Genomic DNA, 16,679 nt, shown 5'->3' with positions numbered 1-16,679 from the left:
TTGGAGTTAGATGAAAACATTACTGCTGGTTGACGGTTCATCCTACCTATATCGCGCTTTTCATGCGTTACCAGACTTCCGCAACCGCAACAACGAGCCGACGGGGGCGATTTATGGCGTGATCAATATGTTACGCCGCCTTCACAAGGATTACGAAGCCCATTATAGCGCGTGCGTATTTGATGCAAAAGGCAAGACTTTTCGCGATGACCTTTACGCGCAGTATAAATCGCATCGGCCTCCCATGCCGGATGATCTCGTTGCCCAGATAGCGCCGCTTTATGAATGCATCAATGCCATGGGATGGCCGATGCTGATTGTGGAAGGGGTGGAAGCGGATGATGTGATCGCTACGCTGGCTAAACAGGCTGAACGGGAGAATATGCGTTGCATAATTTCTACCGGCGACAAGGATATCGCGCAGCTTGTGAATCAGCAGGTAACGCTGGTGAATACCATGACAAACGAAACGCTTGATGAAGCCGGCGTGGTGGCCCGGTTCGGCGTTACGCCGGCGCGCATGATCGATTACCTGGCACTGGTCGGCGACACATCCGACAACATTCCGGGCGTGCCGAAGGTCGGTCCTAAAACCGCGGTAAAATGGCTCACGCAATACGGTACGTTGGACAATATCGTCACCCATGCCGATGAAATCGGCGGCGTAGTCGGCGAAAATTTACGCGGCGCGCTCGATTGGTTGAGCAGGTCTCGCGAGCTCCTCACGATCAAGTGCGATGTCGCCTTACCGGTAAGCCTGCGTGGCCTTGGGCTGCAGCCGCAAAATACCGCCAAGCTGGCGGAACTGTATGAGCGGCTGGACTTTAAAACATGGCTGCGAGAGCTGCGGGACGCGGGCTCAGGAGAAAAGGGCGGTGAGCTTTCCTTTTCCCTGGCTCGGACTTATCCGCAAGCGAGTGCGGGCGAGGTACGCGCCGATCGGGTGCCGGTGGACTACCAAACCATTGTTACACCGACCCAGCTCGATGAATGGGTCATGCGTATCGATGCCGCGCCGGTGGTTTCACTGGATACCGAAACCACCGGACTGGACCCGATGCAGGCGCGGCTCGTCGGCATCGCATTTTCCGTTGAGCCTCACCAGGCCGCTTACTTGCCGTTGGCGCACCAGTATGCCGGCGCACCGCAGCAACTGCCGCTCGATCTTGTCCTCGATAAGCTCAGGCCCTGGCTGACCAATCCGGTTAAGCCAAAACTTGGGCAGAACCTGAAGTACGATAAGCATATTTTTGCCAGTTATGGTATCGCCTTGAACGGTATCGTTCATGACACGCTGCTCCAGTCCTATGTGCTCGAATCCCACCGCCCGCACGATATGGATAACCTTGCATTGCGGCATCTCGGCGTCAAGACCGTCAGTTATGATGAGATCACGGGCAAGGGAGCCGGCCGGATAAATTTTGATCAGGTGGACATCGAACGCGCCTCGCAATATGCGGCTGAAGATGCCGACATCACGCTGCAACTGCATCAACACCTGTACCCTGTAATTGCGGCGGATGCAAAGCTTGAACATATTTATCGTGTTCTTGAAATGCCGGCGATGGAGATACTGTTCGACATGGAGCGCACCGGCGTACTGCTGGACTTGAAGTTGCTGGAAAACCAAAGCCGCGAACTCGGCGAAAAAATGCTGTTACTGGAGAGCCAAGCGTGTTTGATCGCCGGACAGCCGTTCAATCTGAATTCAACGAAGCAGATTCAGGAAATCCTGTTCAACAAGCTCAAGTTGCCCGTCATTAAAAAAACGCCCGGCGGTGTGCCTTCCACGGACGAAGATGTGCTGCAACGGCTTGCACTGGACTATCCCCTTGCAAAAGTCCTGCTCGATTACCGTGGCGTCGCCAAGCTCAAATCTACCTATACCGACAAACTCCCGCGTATGGTGGATGCCGCTACCGGGCGGGTACATACCAATTACGCGCAGGCGGTAGCGGTGACCGGGCGGCTCGCCAGCAACGAACCCAATCTGCAAAATATCCCCGTGCGTACTGTCGAAGGCCGCCGCATTCGCGAAGCATTTATCGCATCGCCGGGGCATAGCATAATCTCTGCCGATTATTCGCAGATCGAGCTACGCATCATGGCGCATATTTCGCATGATGCGGGGATGCTCAAAGCCTTCGCCGCGGGTGAGGACATACATCGTGCGACAGCGTCGGAAGTGTTCGGCGTCCCGCTGGAAGCGGTGAGCAGCGAACAGCGGCGCTACGCAAAAATCATTAACTTCGGCCTGATATACGGGATGTCCGAATTCGGACTTGCCTCTCAACTCGGCATTGAGCGCGCGGCCGCCCGGGCTTACATGGACCGTTATTTCGCCCGCTATCCGGGTGTGGCGGACTATATGCAGCGGACCAGGGAAACCGCCAAGGAAACGGGCTGGGTCGAGACCGTATTCGGACGACGACTACGGCTCCCGGAGATCAACAGTGCCAACGGCAATCGCAGGCAGGCTGCGGAACGTGCCGCAATCAATGCGCCGATGCAAGGCACTGCAGCGGACATCATCAAGCTCGCCATGATTGCGGTGCATGGTTGGCTGGAACGGGAAAACCTGCGCAGCAAGCTCATCATGCAGGTCCACGACGAACTGGTACTGGAAGTACCATCTGACGAAATCGAAATGATGAAACGTGAATTGCCGAAATTCATGGGTAACGTAGCCCAGCTCGATGTGCCGCTGTTGGTGGAGGTGGGCGTCGGCTCAAACTGGGAGCAGGCACATTGAGGTAAGGGACCATTAATAAGCTTGTTTTGCTAGCTCGGCCACCCACCCACGCTGGCAGGCGATCATTGGAGATTCCGGGTTTTAATGGAAGAACTGCCTTAAACGTGGGCGTGGCTGGCTTGCCCGATCAGCATGTGGTAATCTATCGGCTCTACGCCTTCCATCCCTATTGGCAAGCGGAAGTATTACTTGCTAATCCGGCAAAAATTACCGTAAAATCACACCCTTTTCAGTTTTAGACCTCAATAGGCAATATATACATGGTCATTATTCGATTGGCACGCGGCGGCGCCAAGAATCGCCCGTTTTTCAATATGGTAGTAGCGGACTCGCGAAACGCGCGTGATGGCAAATTCATCGAGCGCATCGGTTTTTATAATCCCAGAGCGGCTGAAGGTGAAGAAGGGCTGCGGGTCAAGCTGGATCGAGTCACCTATTGGCAATCACAGGGTGCGCAGCTGTCGGATACCGTAACGAGGCTGGTCAAGCAGTTTGGCGCGAAACAACAAACCGCAGGAAGCTAGACCGGACACAGCGGTCGAGCCGATGGTGGTGATGGGGCATATCGTTGGCCCTTACGGTTTGTCAGGCTGGATCAAGGTTTTTCCCTATACCGAATATGTAGATGGGCTGGCTGACTATCCGGTATGGTGGTTGGGCAGCGGCAATGGCGAATGGCGCAACGTTAAAGTTAATGCGAGCGGTGTTCACGGAAACAGATTGACCGCGTTACTTGAGCAATGCGCCGATCGTAATGCAGCGGCGGAACTGAAGGGCCTGCAAATTGCAATTCCCCGCAATCAATTACCGGCCTTGTCGAATAGCGGTAGAGACGGCTATTACTGGTCGGACCTGATCGGACTTGAAATCATTAACCAGCAGGGCGAAGCGCTGGGGAAAGTGACCGGATTACTTGAAACCGGCGCCAACGATGTGCTTCAAGTGCAGAGTTTGGAAGAACCTGAAAGGGAAAGATTGATTCCTTTCATCAGCCAGGTAATTGTAAAAGTAGATTTGAAGGCGTGCCGGATAACGGTGGATTGGGGCGTGGACTACTAAGACATGGCTCGTGAGTTTGATGTCGTTACCCTGTTCCCGGAGATGTTCGACGCGATCACCAAGCATGGCGTGACCGGGAGGGCGAACGGAAACGATATTTATCGCCTGCATACCTGGAATCCGCGTGAGTTTACCGTGGATAATTACCATACGATAGATGATCGGCCTTATGGTGGTGGGCCGGGGATGGTCATGCTGGCTGAGCCGCTTGAAAAAGCGCTTACCGCTGCGAGGAACAGGCAGACAGCACTCGGTATCGCGGGAACGAAAGTGATTTATCTTTCTCCTCAGGGACGTCCGCTGGATCATGGCCTGGTTGTGGAGTTGGGCGAGTTACCGGCGCTGATATTGCTGGCTGGGCGCTATGAGGGCGTGGATGAGCGTTTGATAGGGCGTCAGGTCGATTATGAAATTTCTATCGGCGATTACGTACTTTCTGGCGGCGAACTGGCCGCGATGGTGCTGATAGACTGCCTGGTGCGGCAGATGCCAGGCGTGCTGGGCGATCCCGAATCGGCGAGCCAGGACTCATTTGTGGCGGGATTGCTGGATTTTCCCCAATACACGCGGCCGGAGATATACCGGGGAAATGCGGTGCCTGAAGTGCTGATGTCCGGCAATCATGCCAGGATCAAGCGGTGGCGTTTACAGCAGTCCCTGGGCAGGACATGGCTCAGGCGACCGGATTTGCTGGCATTGAAAGTAGAACATGGCCTGACGAGAGAAGAAAAGGAGTTGTTGGAAGAGTTCCAGCATATCCATATCACCAATTGAAACCAGGGAATATAAAGTAAGGAGCACAAATGAACCTGATCGAACAACTTGAAAATGAAGAAATCAGCCGCCTCGGCAAGACAATTCCGGATTTTGCGCCTGGAGATACCGTAATCGTTAACGTCAACGTAGTGGAAGGCGACCGTAAACGAATACAGGCTTATGAAGGTGTTGTTATCGCGAAACGCAACCGTGGTCTCAATTCGGCCTTTACCGTACGTAAAGTATCCAGCGGGGAGGGCGTGGAGCGGACTTTCCAGAGCTATTCACCGCTGATTGCCAGCATAGAGATCAAACGTCGCGGGGATGTCCGTCGCGCCAAGCTTTATTATCTACGGGATCGTTCCGGCAAATCGGCGCGCATCCGGGAAAAGCTTCCCGCCCGCGCTGCGGTAAAGAAGGCGGCACCGAAAGCGAGCCAGCCAGAGGGTTAAGCGTAGCCGCTCTTGACGAGGAGTGAGAGCGGCATTGAATTGCCGGCCGCTATCCTGACAGCCTGTCGGGCTTGAAGGATTTCGCCGCTTTTCCGGCCAATAGAATAACTATTGGCCTTCAAAATCCCCCAAAATCCGTCCTCACCAGTCACTTTTTAGCTGCGATTCTTCAAGTCCGACGGACTGCTAGATAAGATAGGGAAACAGTCGGCCGCCTGATCGGCTTGGTGGGGGCTTTCGCATGTTCCCGTTTCCTTTGAGAGGGAATCATCGCTCCTTGGGCGGCTTGGGCGAAACCTGGTCGCCTTTTTTCAGGCTTAGACCCAGGTCTGAACCCGAAAAATGGCGTTACGCCAGTTATCCCAAAAGCCAGTTATCCCAAAACAACGCAGCAAATAGTCTGCGCTCAGCTTCGCTTCGGCTCCGGCTTAACCTCAATTTCCTTATACCAGATATCGTAGACTTCATCCGGCCATAGCGATTTGATCCAGACGATCACGTCATCGATTTCCTGATTCGTCAATTTGCCATTCCACGCTGGCATACCGGCACCCGGACTACCGTCCCGGATCATTGTTTCCAATGTTTCGGTTGAGTGATGCCAGGCATGAGCACTACCGTCCAGTGGGGGCGGCGGATATCTGCCGTCAGCCGCCGGTATTCGCCAACCTGGAGTGGCCTCGCCATTGGGTCCGTGGCAGCTTGCACAATTCTTGGTATAAGTGGCCTCGCCACGCTTGATTTTTTCCGGATCCAGCTTGCGCGCGGCCAGGTTTTTTGGTTGTTCCGCCGGTGCCGGGACAGATGCCGCAGTCGGCGGTTCCGGTTCAGGAACAGGCGGGGAAGGTTCGGCGGTGGGTGACGCTGGCGCAGCGGCGGGTGAAGCAGGCGGTGTTGATGTTGTGGCAGGCGGCTTGGATTCGCCGCAGCTTGCAATGATGCCGATTACCGCACTGACGAGAATGAGACGATGCACGTTCAAGGCCGCTTGCCTCCCGCGCCAGCCATTCCTTGCGCGGCATGCGGCGGAATGGTCAGGGCTGCAAAGAAACCTATTGGCGATGTCAGGAAAACCCTGCTGGATCTCTCTTTCATGCGCTGCGGGTTAAGGTTACAGAGTTTGATACGCTTCATTTCAGCCTCATCACTGAATCTTTTGCGTCGGATGGACGATGCTGGCTGTAAACAGTAGTATCGCCTTGTTTGTTTATTAAAAGCACATCATACGGATCGCTGCGCGCCCCTTCCATACCCGGAGAACCATGAGGCATGCCCGGAGCGGTCAGGCCAATAGCACGGGGACGTTCCTTGAGAAGGCGTTTGATATCCTGGGCGGGCACGTGGCCTTCAATTGCATAACCATCGACCAGCGCGGTATGGCACGACCCGAGGGTAGTGGAAATCCCGGCTTGCTCGCGGGCCTCCTTATTGCCTACATCGTGGGTATTGACCGTAAACCCGTTTGCTCGCATGTGATCAACCCATTTTGCACAGCATTTGCAGGTCGAACTCTTGTAAACCTCGACCGTCGTTGCGGTGGCATGAGCGCCGCTTCCCGCCAAGGCGCCGATGAGGATGGATCCTGCCAATAATGCCTGCTTTGATATTTTCATTTGGTCTCCACTTCGATTGTTCCTTTCATACCTGGAAAATTCATACCCTTGAAATGCCCTGGCAACGGGCACGCAAAGTCAACTGTTCCGGCTTCGGTGAAATGCCACACCAGTTCCGCGGTCTTGCCTGGCGCGACGCTGACCATGTCGGGTTCGTCAGGGTGCTCCATATCGGGAAATTTTTTCAGCATTTTATTATGTTTATCGATATCTTCCGGCGTACCGATCATCATCTCATGCTTTTTCTTGCCGGTATTATTAAGCAGGAATCTAACTGTTTCACCTTGTTTTACTTTGATTTCCGAAGGCTTGAAGCGGTTATCCACCATTGTTATTTCGACGGTTCGCGAAACCTTGCCGGGATCACCGGGGCTGCCCAGGGAGGGGTCTTTTTTCCCACCATGATGATCATGCTGCGCAAAGGCGGCGGATGAGGCCAAACCCAAAGTTAATGCAGATACGATCAAAATATTTTTCATGTGATTTTCCTCTCGGCAGAGATTCGAATTCCCATTTTCAATATCAACCCAATTTTTATTGGGGATACCTCAATACAAATATAGCAAAAAAAAAGCTCACCGGCCCATTTTGCCCCAAACTCTGCCAGTTGCGATCCGATTTCCCGTACGCAGGTAGGAGGACACTCATTTTACATTATTATCCAGACATTATCCGATGGCTGGCTTCCATTCAATGCCTCAAGTCGTACGCCGCCGACATGAATTAACATCTTGACCGCGGGGATTGGAAAGAGGTAATGTCTTGCCGGAAATAGACTGAGAAGCGGCAGTGGAGTTCCTTTCTTTCAGGCTGGCGGAGCCGATACCCGTTTTGGGTTTTTGGGCATATAGGCAGCGCTGAGCCAATTTCTCGACATCCGCGGATTATACAGGTAGACCTGCGAAGCGCTATGCCTTGAGCCGAACCCGTATCGTCCCGAGCATTTACTTTAAATACAACAAGAATCCGCTATCCCGCTTCCATTCTGCTCGCCTAATCCGTTTATCCAGATGAAACTACAGTATATGGGCAGTTTTTGCTCTCGCCCTCAACGTTCGCTATGCATGTTATTTGGCCTGATAGCCACGCTGGTGCTGCCGGGTTGCTTATCTCCCATCACGCTCAACAGAGCGGTCGGCGCTTACGATGATGCGATAACCAGTGCGGCATCCAAGCAGCTATTGATGAACATCGCGCGTGCACATCACCATCAACCCATACATTTTACGGGTGTATCGAACGTTGCTGCCACCTTTGATTTTCGTTTCAGCGCAGGTGGGACGCCTGCGTTGACGGGGAATGCCGGTGGCATTCTCATGCCGGTATTCGGTGGTAGCGTCGCGGAAAATCCGACCATTAGCATTGTTCCCATCGAAGGGGAAGAATTTACCAAACGGATTCTTACTCCATTTCAGCAAAACAAGTTTACCCTGCTGCTTCGGCAGCGCTTCGATATTGATCTCTTGCTGAGGCTGATGGCTCAAGAAGTACGAATTCAGCATTCTATGCAGCATGTCGCCTATCGCAACAGGCCATCCGATAAGGCGGGCTACGAAATGTTTCGCCGCGTGGTGCTTCACCTCTCGGCCATCCAGGATCAGGATCAGCTTTATGTCGAACCGTTGACTCTGGAACACACCTGGACCATTCCGGCGGGTTCGGTCACCGCAGAAGGTTTTCAAGCACTGGAGAAGGAGTTTTCCATGCTCTATAACGAACTGGATAATACTTTCACGCTTCGTAAACAAGTGCCTGGGCCTATCCTCATTACTAACTATGATCCAAATGTCTTGTCTCCTGAAGAACGCACAAAGTTGAGCAGGGAGGCAGGGAACTGGATGAGCAATGATGTTGCGTTCGACATTCGCCCCGGTCTTTTAGGAGGAGAGTGGCCTGTCAGAGGTGTTTTCCGGCTGAGAAGCTTTCACGCCATCCTCAGTTTCCTGGGCCGTTCAATCGGCGACGAGTCGGAGTACGATGTCGATAAGGATCCAAGAACTCCACCGATCGCCAACGATGAAAATCCCGCTGCCACAATGGAACTGGTTGTTTCGGACTCGGATCCCGATAAAGCTGACCTCTCGATCTACTCGCACGGCCGGTATTACGCGGTGAACACAGTGGGGCCGCTCGCCAACTGGAACCGGGACGCCTTTCAGATGTTGTACCTTCTGTTTCAGATGACCGTTACTGATTTACCCCGTGTTGGCGTGCCCAGTATCACTATCGCTAAATGACTTGCCGAAGACGCTAGTCAGTATCCGCATCCCTGACACACTTCCATAGCACGCTGGGGTCACGAAGCGGATGGCTGATCTCAACCACTTTACGCCGGGATTTAATCCCGTGCTTGAGCGTCACATGGCATTGGCGCACCCCGAATATTCCGGCGAGAAATTCAACTAGCGCGGCGTTGGCGGCACCTTCTACAGGTGGTGCAGCCAGCCTGATTTTCATGGCGTCGCCATGCAACCCAACCGCTTCCGTTTGCTTCGCACCTGGCTGTACATGCAGGGTAAGGGTAAGCCGTTGTCCGCCACTATCACAGCGGTACCAGGTGGAAGATGGTATACCCGGCATCAGAACAGGCGGGAGATTTCGCCTTCCGTCCTCGCCACTATGAACAGCAGCAATTGGATAATTATCAGCACAAACAGTGGTGACAGATCGATGTTGCCGATTGGGGGGATGCGTGTCCGGATAACCCCGAGGAATGGCCGGGTAAAACTGTCGAGTACCGGCGCCAGTGCGCTATAAGGATTGAACCAGGAAAGCACCGCCTGAATGATTATCGCCGCCATGATGATGTACAGCGTCATCTTGACGATTTCCACGAGCGCCAGAAGCGCCAGGGCGCCGGCTGCGAGGCCGACAGTCGAGGTGAAGTTATACCCCTGAAGTATATACACGCCCGCCAATAATATGAGCTGCGTAAGCCATGCCAGCAGCAGCGTGGGGAAATCGATCCCGCCGAAGCCGGGGATCATGCGTCGCGCCGGTCGTACCAGAAAATCCGTAATCGCGATGAGAAATTGCGATAGTGGATTACGGTGGGGCGCCCGCAGCAACTGCATATAAAAACGCAGCAGCAGCACCAGGGAAAACAGCCCGAGAAGGGTGTCGAGGAGGAATATCAACATCTGGTTGAGCATTCAATTTCCTGAAATAATAGTCAGCGAAGTTTATATTTTGCCAAACTCATCGCCCATTTCGCGCGAGCGCTCGTTCGCGACATGTATCGCCCGCAGGATGGTGCTCTTGACCCCTTCGTCTTCAAGAACTCGTATTGCGCGTTCGGTGGTGCCCCCTGGCGATGTCACGCGAGCGCGCAGCGTGGCGGCGTCTTCACTGCTCTGGCTTGCAAGCCTTGCAGCGCCGACGAAAGTATCGATACTCAACTGCCGTGCCTGGGCCGCATCCAGGCCTAGTTCATGCGCTGCCTTTTGCATCGCCTCGATGAAATAAAATACATAAGCCGGACCGCTACCGGAGACGGCTGTAACCGCGTGCAGCAATTCCTCATGCGCAACCCACAGTACAGAGCCTACGGCGGCGAGTATGGCCTCTGCATCACCTCTTTCCGCTTCATGCACGCCAGCCATGGCATATAGGCCGGTAACAGCCGCGCCAACCAAGGCCGGCGTGTTGGGCATGGCTCGCACAATACGTGTATAGCCGCCCAGCCAGCGGGAAATATCTTTTGCGCAAATACCGGCGGCGATAGAAATAACCAGGTGATTGTTGAGCAGCGGCGCAAGCTCTCGTGCCACAGCGGGTAGTTGCTGCGGCTTTACCGCCAGCACAACCACGTTGCTGTTGGCTACGCCTTGGAAGAGTTCCGCTACGGCCTCTACGTTAAATTCTTGCTTTATCCTTTCGCGGCCGCCGGCACTGGCTTCCACCACGCATATCCGGGTGGGGAGATAGCCTTGCTGCAACAGGCCGCCGATCAAGGCGGAGGCCATGTTGCCGCCGCCGGTGAAAGTAATGTTCATAGTGACCTTATGTCTGCCCAGGCTGTCTGTCCAGGCATCAGAAAACTGGATGATATACCAACCCGGAATTTTTAATGAACTGGATCATGAGATGCATCTGGATCATGGATGCATTTGGTACCCGTGAGAGGGCGATCTTCATCCGGCACTCCGAAGTTCGCGGTTCTTTAACGTTTCTGTCACCCACACGCTTCGAGGCTGTCGTTCGCGGCGATCCGCTTTCAGCTAAAACTCGGCATGAACTCTCATCCCATAGATATTTACCGGGCCCCGATCCGCATTAAAGCCCGGGTTGGTAATATGCTGATAATCCGCCGTCACCCACAGCGGCAAATTCAATAGATTGGCGCTGTAAAAAATATCCACTACGTGTTCCGCACCCGCCTTGATCCGGCCATCGCCGACAAATCCATCGACGCCGCCCATGTTCAGATATCTGGCATGTTGACTCGAAATCCAGCCTGCGGCAAATCCGATTCCCAATGAATCCTTTTTTCGTTCCCACCGGGAACCATTGGCCAAAACACCCAGCGAGATCGATCTGTCGGTAGAAGTGTAGGAAAACACTTCGGTTTTGCCATCGCTATACATTCCCCGGAAGAATAAACCGATATCATCCGCCACCTGCTGCTCGATATTGATGCCTATGCCTATTTTATCATTGGGTTTGCGTGCCCAGCATAAATCAGGGGCGCCCGCGTTTCCTGATCCATAATTAAAGCCGGTGCAGGTGGTGGCGTTTTTGTTATGGTTGGATTGGAAGGCGGAAATGGCATCACTGAATTTACCCATGTTTTCATGATTCCTGTAAGCCAGTATTCGTATGGAGCCAGGCCTGTCATATAACCGATGCTTATGCTCGAGCTCTATCTGCTGTCCGTAATAGGTGAATATTCTGCTGTCGATAGCGAGCTGGTTGGGATCGATGGAAGTGGCTACATGGCCGAAGCGCACTGCCCAATCATCATGAAAGTATTCGCTTACCATACCCCAGGTATATCCTCTTGCATCCGCGGCAAAATCGAAGGCGGCGTATGTCATGAAGGCCATGTTCAAAAATTGCCGGCGGAGGTCGCCCGAGTACGAATTCTTGTCGAAGAAATCGATAACGCTAAAATTGCCGATCCTGACGACGAGGCGCCTGCTATCCACCGTTGTTCCGAGTTGCATCGGATCGGAGTCGAGTCGTATGCGATCCCCGCCAAATCCCCAGGTTTGCTTGAAAAACAATCTTGATTGGTAATAGACAGGCGTTTCGGAGCCGCCCTTTTGCATCTCGAAATTCTGTATCGCTCCGCCCAAGCCCTTCAGATCCGATAAAGGCCGCATGGATATCATTTCCGGCACAAAATAAACTTCTCCACCCTGCCATGTCTTGAGCCCCAGATACAGCGTGGCGGTTCCGCTAAAGCTTCTTTCGCTTCCCGGCAACAGGGAATTGATGCTTCCATTCAGGTTTGTATACGACGCCGGAAATGCCTCCTTCCAACTGGAAATATAGGTGAACTGACCATAGGCATTCCAGCGCTCGTCCTCCAGATCATGCAATCCCTTTTTCGACAATAGATTCATGAAATCGAATTCCTCCTGGGCGCGCGGATCCGGTTCGGTCACGCCGGCCCATGCCGGTACGACCGAAAACAGCAGGTAGAAGAGAGTAAGCGCCAGAAAAAAAGTATCGCTGTGCCGGGGGCTTCCAATAGTTTTTCCGAGCACATCACGCCATCGGGACCTTCGATTGGTTGGTGCACATGATTTTTTGTGGGGTATCATTGGTATTGCACCCCAGGCTGGGGAATCGGCTTTTTATCGCAGCTCAATTTAGCAACCGTGTGATATCAATACGCATCGATTGATTGCGCTGCACTAGTCAAAGCGCGTAGAACAATTTGCCAATAAACGTTTGAGTAACTTGACACAGTAATGACGGTGATCATGGTCATCGTAGGAAAAATGGCGTGATGTCGGATTTATACATGCAGAAGCCAGGTATTAAATCTGAACCGAAGATTCAGCAGTCATTGGATGTATTTGGGACAACCAGGATGTTGACGGCAGAGTATGACGCCAAGATATCGCCATGTTCACATTCACACAACCATCAGTCTTACCCCTGAATAGAAGCGCGATCTAGAAGCGCGATCGCTTTTCGTTTGGGCAAAAAAATTCATTGAGTTCAATTATTCCGGCCTGTTTGACAGCGCGGACAATAAAAGCTTGAACGCTGGCCCTGCCGGGTTTGCATGATATTTGTGCTGCATTTACGGCATGGCTGGCCGGCTCGGTGGTATACCCAGTACTGCTGCTGGAAATAGCCGGGATTGCCGCTGCTGTCGACAAAATCGCGCAAGCTGCTGCCGCCCGCTTCAATCGCCAGATTGAGTGTCTCTTTTATGGCCTGTGCCAGGGTTTTGCATTTGCTTACCTCAAGCTCACCCGCCGGTGTCATGGGATTGATGCCTGCCCGAAAGAGTGCTTCATTCGCGTAAATATTGCCGACACCGGCGACGATGCGGCTATTCATCAGCACTTCCTTGATGCTGGCACTACGGTTCCGGGTCCGTTCATATAGCAGGAATCCGTTGAACGCTTCGGTGAGTGGCTCGGGACCAAGCTGAGCCAATAACGGATGGTGCATGGCATCAGCCGATGTCCACAGTATTGCGCCGAAGCGGCGTGGGTCCTTGAAGCGGAGAATCGTGCCGTTATCTAAAGTCAGATCGGCATGGTCATGTTTTTCCGGTGCGGTTATCGCTGCGGCAGGCAGCAACCTCAAGCTGCCCGACATACCAAGATGCAGGATCAGCGTGCCTTTGCCACAGTCGAACAAGAGGTATTTTCCGCGCCGCACTACCTTGTCGATTGTCGCGCCGACTAGCGTTTTTCCCAGATCGGATGGCACCGGCCAGCGCAGATTTGGATTCCGTATCGTGACGCAAGCTACGCGATGGCCTTCAAGATGGGGCGCGATTCCGCAGCGGATGACTTCGACTTCAGGCAGTTCAGGCAATTGAGATTACCAAAAATATGGTTCAGCTTATGAAAGAATCACTCAAAAAAAACACAATACGTCGACTTAAGCGCATCTCCGCCGGATCGATTCAGCATGCCCGGGCCGGCCAGCGAAATGATGGCAGAGGCACTAGCCAGCATGGCGGCCGGGGCGAGCTGTTCGGCCATGAGAATATCATGATGATCCGGATTCGGGCATCCCTCCCTTATCAGCCCATCTCTGTGCTTCTTCATACGATTTGAGAAGGCATTTTTGAATTAACAGAGCCGACGATAAACACATTTACGACATCGTCGTTCTGATGTGCACTTGTGATAAGCGTAAAATATACCTAATATGTGGATTGTACTGAAGGACAGGCTCGTCCTTGACAGCCTTTTTTCGAACGTTGCGGACTTCCCCATGAGCTTTAAGATTTTTGGCGCATTGCCGCTGCTTCTCCTCGCTGCCTGTGCGCAGTTTCCTGCCAAGACCGATGTCACGGCGAGCAATCAGTCGCAAAAAACAGGCGCTGGACAGTCGAAATTACCCAGCCAGGACTTGACTCCTCCCATGTTGTTCGATTTCCTGCTGGGAGAGACGGCTTTTCAGCGCGGTGATCCGGAGATCGCTACCCATACTTATCTCAAGCTGGCGAGGACCACGCGCGACCCGCGTGTCGCTCAGAGAGCGACAGAAATCGCCCTTCAATCACGCCAGCCCGTGCCCGCGCTTGAAGCAGCGAACATCTGGGCAACGCTTGATCCGGATTCGATCGGTGCCCGTCAGACGCTGGCAGCGCTGCTGGTCAACTTCAACAGGCTGGACGAAGCCCGGCCCCATCTGGAGAAATTGCTGGCCTCCGGCGGAAACAATATCGATGAGGCTTTTATGCAGTTGAATAGCCTGTTGGTACGCAGCTCGGACAAAAATGCGACATTTGAGCTGGTCAGGAAACTTGCCGAACCTTATCCAAAGCTACCGGAAGCGCATTTCGCCGTGTCTCAGGCAGCGTGGCTCGCCAATCGTTTCGATATTGCGCTGGCAGAGATGAGAAAGGCATTGGCACTTCGCCCGGAGTGGGAGATGGCAGCAATTTATGAGGGCCGAATTCTCGCGCGTGAATCCAATGCCAGCGCTATCAGATTTTTTGAACGCTATCTTGAGACTTATCCCAAGGCCAACGATACGCGCATTACCTACGCCCGGTTATTGCTGGCGGAAAAAGATTACACCAAGGCACGCGACCAATTTCAGCAATTGCTGGCGGAAAATCCGGATAACGCCGATGTCGCCGTGGCTGTAGGTTTGCTTTCGATGGAATTGCGGGAATATGGCTTGGCCGAATCCAATTTCAAGAGAGCGCTGGAGCTGGATTACAGAGATCCGGGCCTGGTGCGTTTTTATCTGGGTGGCATTCATGAAAAAACCCAGGATGATGTCACCGCGATGGAGTGGTATCGCTCGGTAACGGCTGGGACCCAGTATCTTCCGGCACAGATAAAGTATGCCATTCTGCTGAGCAGAAAAGGCAAGACAGATGAGGCTCTACAGCACTTGCAGCAGTTGCCGGTAACGAACGACCAGCAGCGTGCGCAGTTAATGATCGCCGAGGCGCAATTGCTGCGCGAGAGCGGTGCGTACCAGAAAGCGTTCCAATTGCTGAGTAAGGGCCTCGAAAAACTTCCTGATTCTCCCGACCTGCTCTATGACCGCGCGTTGGCAGCGGAAAAAATCGGTAAATACGAAATCATGGAGCAGGATTTGCGTAAGTTGATCCAATTGAGGCCAGATCATGCTCATGCTTACAATGCGCTCGGTTATAGCCTTGCGGAACATACCGACCGCCTGCCGGAAGCGCTCGAACTCATCGAGAAGGCTATCGCCCTTTCTCCTGCTGATCCATACATAATGGATAGCCTGGGTTGGGTGCATTACCGCATGGGCAATCTCAACCAGGGACTCAGTTATCTGAGACAGGCATTCGAAATGGCGCCGGACCCGGAAATTGCGGCGCATCTGGGAGAGGTGCTATGGATGCAGGGGAAAAAGAAAGAGGCGGCAGATGTCTGGCTGTCAGCGCTCGAGACTCATTCTGGTAATGAGGTATTGCTCAGCACAATGAAGAAGTTCATGAAGTAGTATAATCCCAGATAATCCATTGGGACGCGAGATGATGGCGAGGCAGGTTGCGAGACGGTTTTGCCTGTTGAAAGAAGTCCATAGCTTGGTATATGGACGCCGCGCAGGTAGCAAAAATGGCGGCAAAAATGGCCGCAAACTGACCGCCAGCACTCGCGTAGGCTCGTAGAGCCGCCTAATGAATTATCTGGGATAATATGAGTCATTCTGGTATTGCGACGATGCGGTCGGTAATCCGGGTGAGTTCGTCGTTAAAACAAGACTTCGTTTTCTCCTGGCAGGTTTTTATATTCTGCATACCGTTCATACCGGTTTTTTTTTCGGGGTGCGCCACTCTCAGCACTCATGCTCCCAAAAATGCCGTCCGCACTATCGTTACCGAACCTGTTGCCGGGTTGACCAACGCGATATCAGCAGATTTCGGGCTCATTGGCAGGGTATCGGTGAAGGGCGGCAAAGAAAGTTTCTCAGGTGGAGTACAATGGCATCACAGCGGCGGAGGCGATGAAATTCTTCTGCTCTCCCCATTAGGTCAGACGCTGGCGCAAATTCAGCGCACTGCTGAAGGTGTATACCTGACTACCTCCGAGCACAAGCGTTATTACGCGACTGATGTGGAAAGCCTGACGGAGCAGGCGTTGGGTTGGCGATTGCCCCTCATGGGGTTGCAATACTGGGTACAAAGCCTGAATGCGCCCACTACGGCATCGGCGATAGACCTTGACATGGATGGGTCCGTGGTGGCTATTCGGCAGGACGGATGGGAGATTGACTATTCGGGCCATGCCCCTGTGGCGCTGGCACGAACCGGGCAGTCCGGGACTACGTATCCGAGGTTATTGGTACTCAGGCGAAATGGCCTTCAGATAAAACTCATAGTAGATAACTGGAACCCAGGGGATCGCTGAAGCACGTGGA

The 16,679-nt window shown here is 53.3% G+C and carries 18 protein-coding genes; 8 read left to right on the top strand and 10 right to left on the bottom strand.

The window, feature by feature from the left end; translation table 11 throughout:
* Window positions 1-10: 10 nt before the first annotated feature.
* The 5 genes from polA to rplS all read left to right on the top strand — a co-directional run bounded on the left by polA (window position 11) and on the right by rplS (window position 5,019).
* Entirely contained in the window at window positions 11-2,752 is a 2,742-nt protein-coding gene (gene polA, locus F822_RS05360) for a DNA polymerase I (RefSeq protein WP_025040404.1), read from the top strand.
* Between the two features lie 260 nt (window positions 2,753-3,012).
* On the top strand, window positions 3,013-3,276 hold the full coding sequence (gene rpsP, locus F822_RS05355) for a 30S ribosomal protein S16 (RefSeq protein ID WP_025040403.1): 264 nt from the start codon (window positions 3,013-3,015) through the stop codon (window positions 3,274-3,276).
* Window positions 3,277-3,298: 22 nt separating this feature from the next.
* Window positions 3,299-3,811: a ribosome maturation factor RimM gene (rimM, locus tag F822_RS05350; protein WP_025040402.1), complete on the top strand. Its 513-nt coding sequence runs from the start codon at window positions 3,299-3,301 to the stop codon at window positions 3,809-3,811.
* Between the two features lie 3 nt (window positions 3,812-3,814).
* On the top strand, window positions 3,815-4,585 hold the full coding sequence (trmD, locus tag F822_RS05345) for a tRNA (guanosine(37)-N1)-methyltransferase TrmD (protein WP_025040401.1): 771 nt from the start codon (window positions 3,815-3,817) through the stop codon (window positions 4,583-4,585).
* A gap of 29 nt (window positions 4,586-4,614) precedes the next feature.
* Window positions 4,615-5,019: a 50S ribosomal protein L19 gene (gene rplS / locus F822_RS05340; RefSeq protein WP_025040400.1), complete on the top strand. Its 405-nt coding sequence runs from the start codon at window positions 4,615-4,617 to the stop codon at window positions 5,017-5,019.
* A 406-nt stretch (window positions 5,020-5,425) separates the two neighbouring features.
* On the opposite strand, the gene F822_RS05335 is transcribed toward rplS, so the two are convergent.
* The 4 genes from F822_RS05335 to F822_RS05325 are packed head-to-tail and all read right to left on the bottom strand — an operon-like array spanning window position 5,426 to window position 7,111.
* Window positions 5,426-5,995 carry a c-type cytochrome gene (locus tag F822_RS05335; RefSeq protein WP_231623594.1) on the bottom strand — a complete coding sequence of 190 codons (570 nt, stop codon included), beginning with the start codon at window positions 5,993-5,995 and terminating at the stop codon, window positions 5,426-5,428.
* A gap of 2 nt (window positions 5,996-5,997) precedes the next feature.
* The gene (locus F822_RS15215) at window positions 5,998-6,153 is read right to left on the bottom strand and encodes a hypothetical protein (protein ID WP_156304349.1); all 156 of its coding nucleotides are present in this window, start codon (window positions 6,151-6,153) and stop codon (window positions 5,998-6,000) included.
* Window positions 6,150-6,632 carry a DUF411 domain-containing protein gene (locus F822_RS05330; RefSeq protein WP_025040398.1) on the bottom strand — a complete coding sequence of 161 codons (483 nt, stop codon included), beginning with the start codon at window positions 6,630-6,632 and terminating at the stop codon, window positions 6,150-6,152. Before F822_RS05330 ends, F822_RS15215 begins: the two co-directional genes overlap by 4 nt.
* Entirely contained in the window at window positions 6,629-7,111 is a 483-nt protein-coding gene (locus F822_RS05325; protein ID WP_025040397.1) for a cupredoxin domain-containing protein, read from the bottom strand. The genes F822_RS05330 and F822_RS05325 overlap by 4 nt, the downstream gene beginning before the upstream one ends.
* Before the next feature lie 585 nt (window positions 7,112-7,696).
* On the opposite strand from F822_RS05325, the gene F822_RS05320 reads away from it, so the two are divergent.
* Window positions 7,697-8,869 carry a hypothetical protein gene (locus F822_RS05320; protein WP_231623575.1) on the top strand — a complete coding sequence of 391 codons (1,173 nt, stop codon included), beginning with the start codon at window positions 7,697-7,699 and terminating at the stop codon, window positions 8,867-8,869.
* Window positions 8,870-8,882: 13 nt separating this feature from the next.
* Here the strand turns inward: F822_RS05320 and F822_RS05315 are convergent, their stop codons facing one another.
* From F822_RS05315 to F822_RS15210, 6 genes are all read right to left on the bottom strand, one after another.
* Entirely contained in the window at window positions 8,883-9,212 is a 330-nt protein-coding gene (locus F822_RS05315) for a DUF167 domain-containing protein (protein ID WP_025040395.1), read from the bottom strand.
* Window positions 9,212-9,784 (bottom strand): YggT family protein, encoded by a 573-nt coding sequence (locus F822_RS05310; protein WP_025040394.1) that lies wholly within the window; start codon window positions 9,782-9,784, stop codon window positions 9,212-9,214. The genes F822_RS05315 and F822_RS05310 overlap by 1 nt, the downstream gene beginning before the upstream one ends.
* A gap of 30 nt (window positions 9,785-9,814) precedes the next feature.
* Window positions 9,815-10,627, bottom strand: coding sequence for a pyrroline-5-carboxylate reductase (gene proC, locus F822_RS05305; protein ID WP_025040393.1), 813 nt, complete (start codon window positions 10,625-10,627; stop codon window positions 9,815-9,817).
* A gap of 225 nt (window positions 10,628-10,852) precedes the next feature.
* Window positions 10,853-12,343: a carbohydrate porin gene (locus F822_RS05300; RefSeq protein ID WP_025040392.1), complete on the bottom strand. Its 1,491-nt coding sequence runs from the start codon at window positions 12,341-12,343 to the stop codon at window positions 10,853-10,855.
* Between the two features lie 460 nt (window positions 12,344-12,803).
* Entirely contained in the window at window positions 12,804-13,637 is an 834-nt protein-coding gene (mutM, locus tag F822_RS05295; RefSeq protein WP_025040391.1) for a bifunctional DNA-formamidopyrimidine glycosylase/DNA-(apurinic or apyrimidinic site) lyase, read from the bottom strand.
* Between the two features lie 38 nt (window positions 13,638-13,675).
* On the bottom strand, window positions 13,676-13,873 hold the full coding sequence (locus tag F822_RS15210) for a hypothetical protein (protein WP_156304348.1): 198 nt from the start codon (window positions 13,871-13,873) through the stop codon (window positions 13,676-13,678).
* A 169-nt stretch (window positions 13,874-14,042) separates the two neighbouring features.
* Here F822_RS15210 and F822_RS05285 point away from each other — a divergent pair, with 169 nt between their 5' ends.
* On the top strand, window positions 14,043-15,761 hold the full coding sequence (locus F822_RS05285) for a tetratricopeptide repeat protein (protein WP_025040389.1): 1,719 nt from the start codon (window positions 14,043-14,045) through the stop codon (window positions 15,759-15,761).
* Between the two features lie 197 nt (window positions 15,762-15,958).
* Complete coding sequence (gene lolB, locus F822_RS05280; protein ID WP_036575176.1) at window positions 15,959-16,669, top strand: lipoprotein insertase outer membrane protein LolB; 711 nt, start codon at window positions 15,959-15,961, stop codon at window positions 16,667-16,669.
* Window positions 16,670-16,679: the final 10 nt, after the last annotated feature.

The sequence above is a fragment of the Nitrosospira briensis C-128 genome (genome assembly GCF_000619905.2).
GTDB classification, from domain to species: Bacteria; Pseudomonadota; Gammaproteobacteria; order Burkholderiales; family Nitrosomonadaceae; genus Nitrosospira; species Nitrosospira briensis.
The sequence above is the reverse complement of the archived record's forward strand: the minus strand, read 5'-3'. Positions and strand labels throughout refer to the sequence as shown.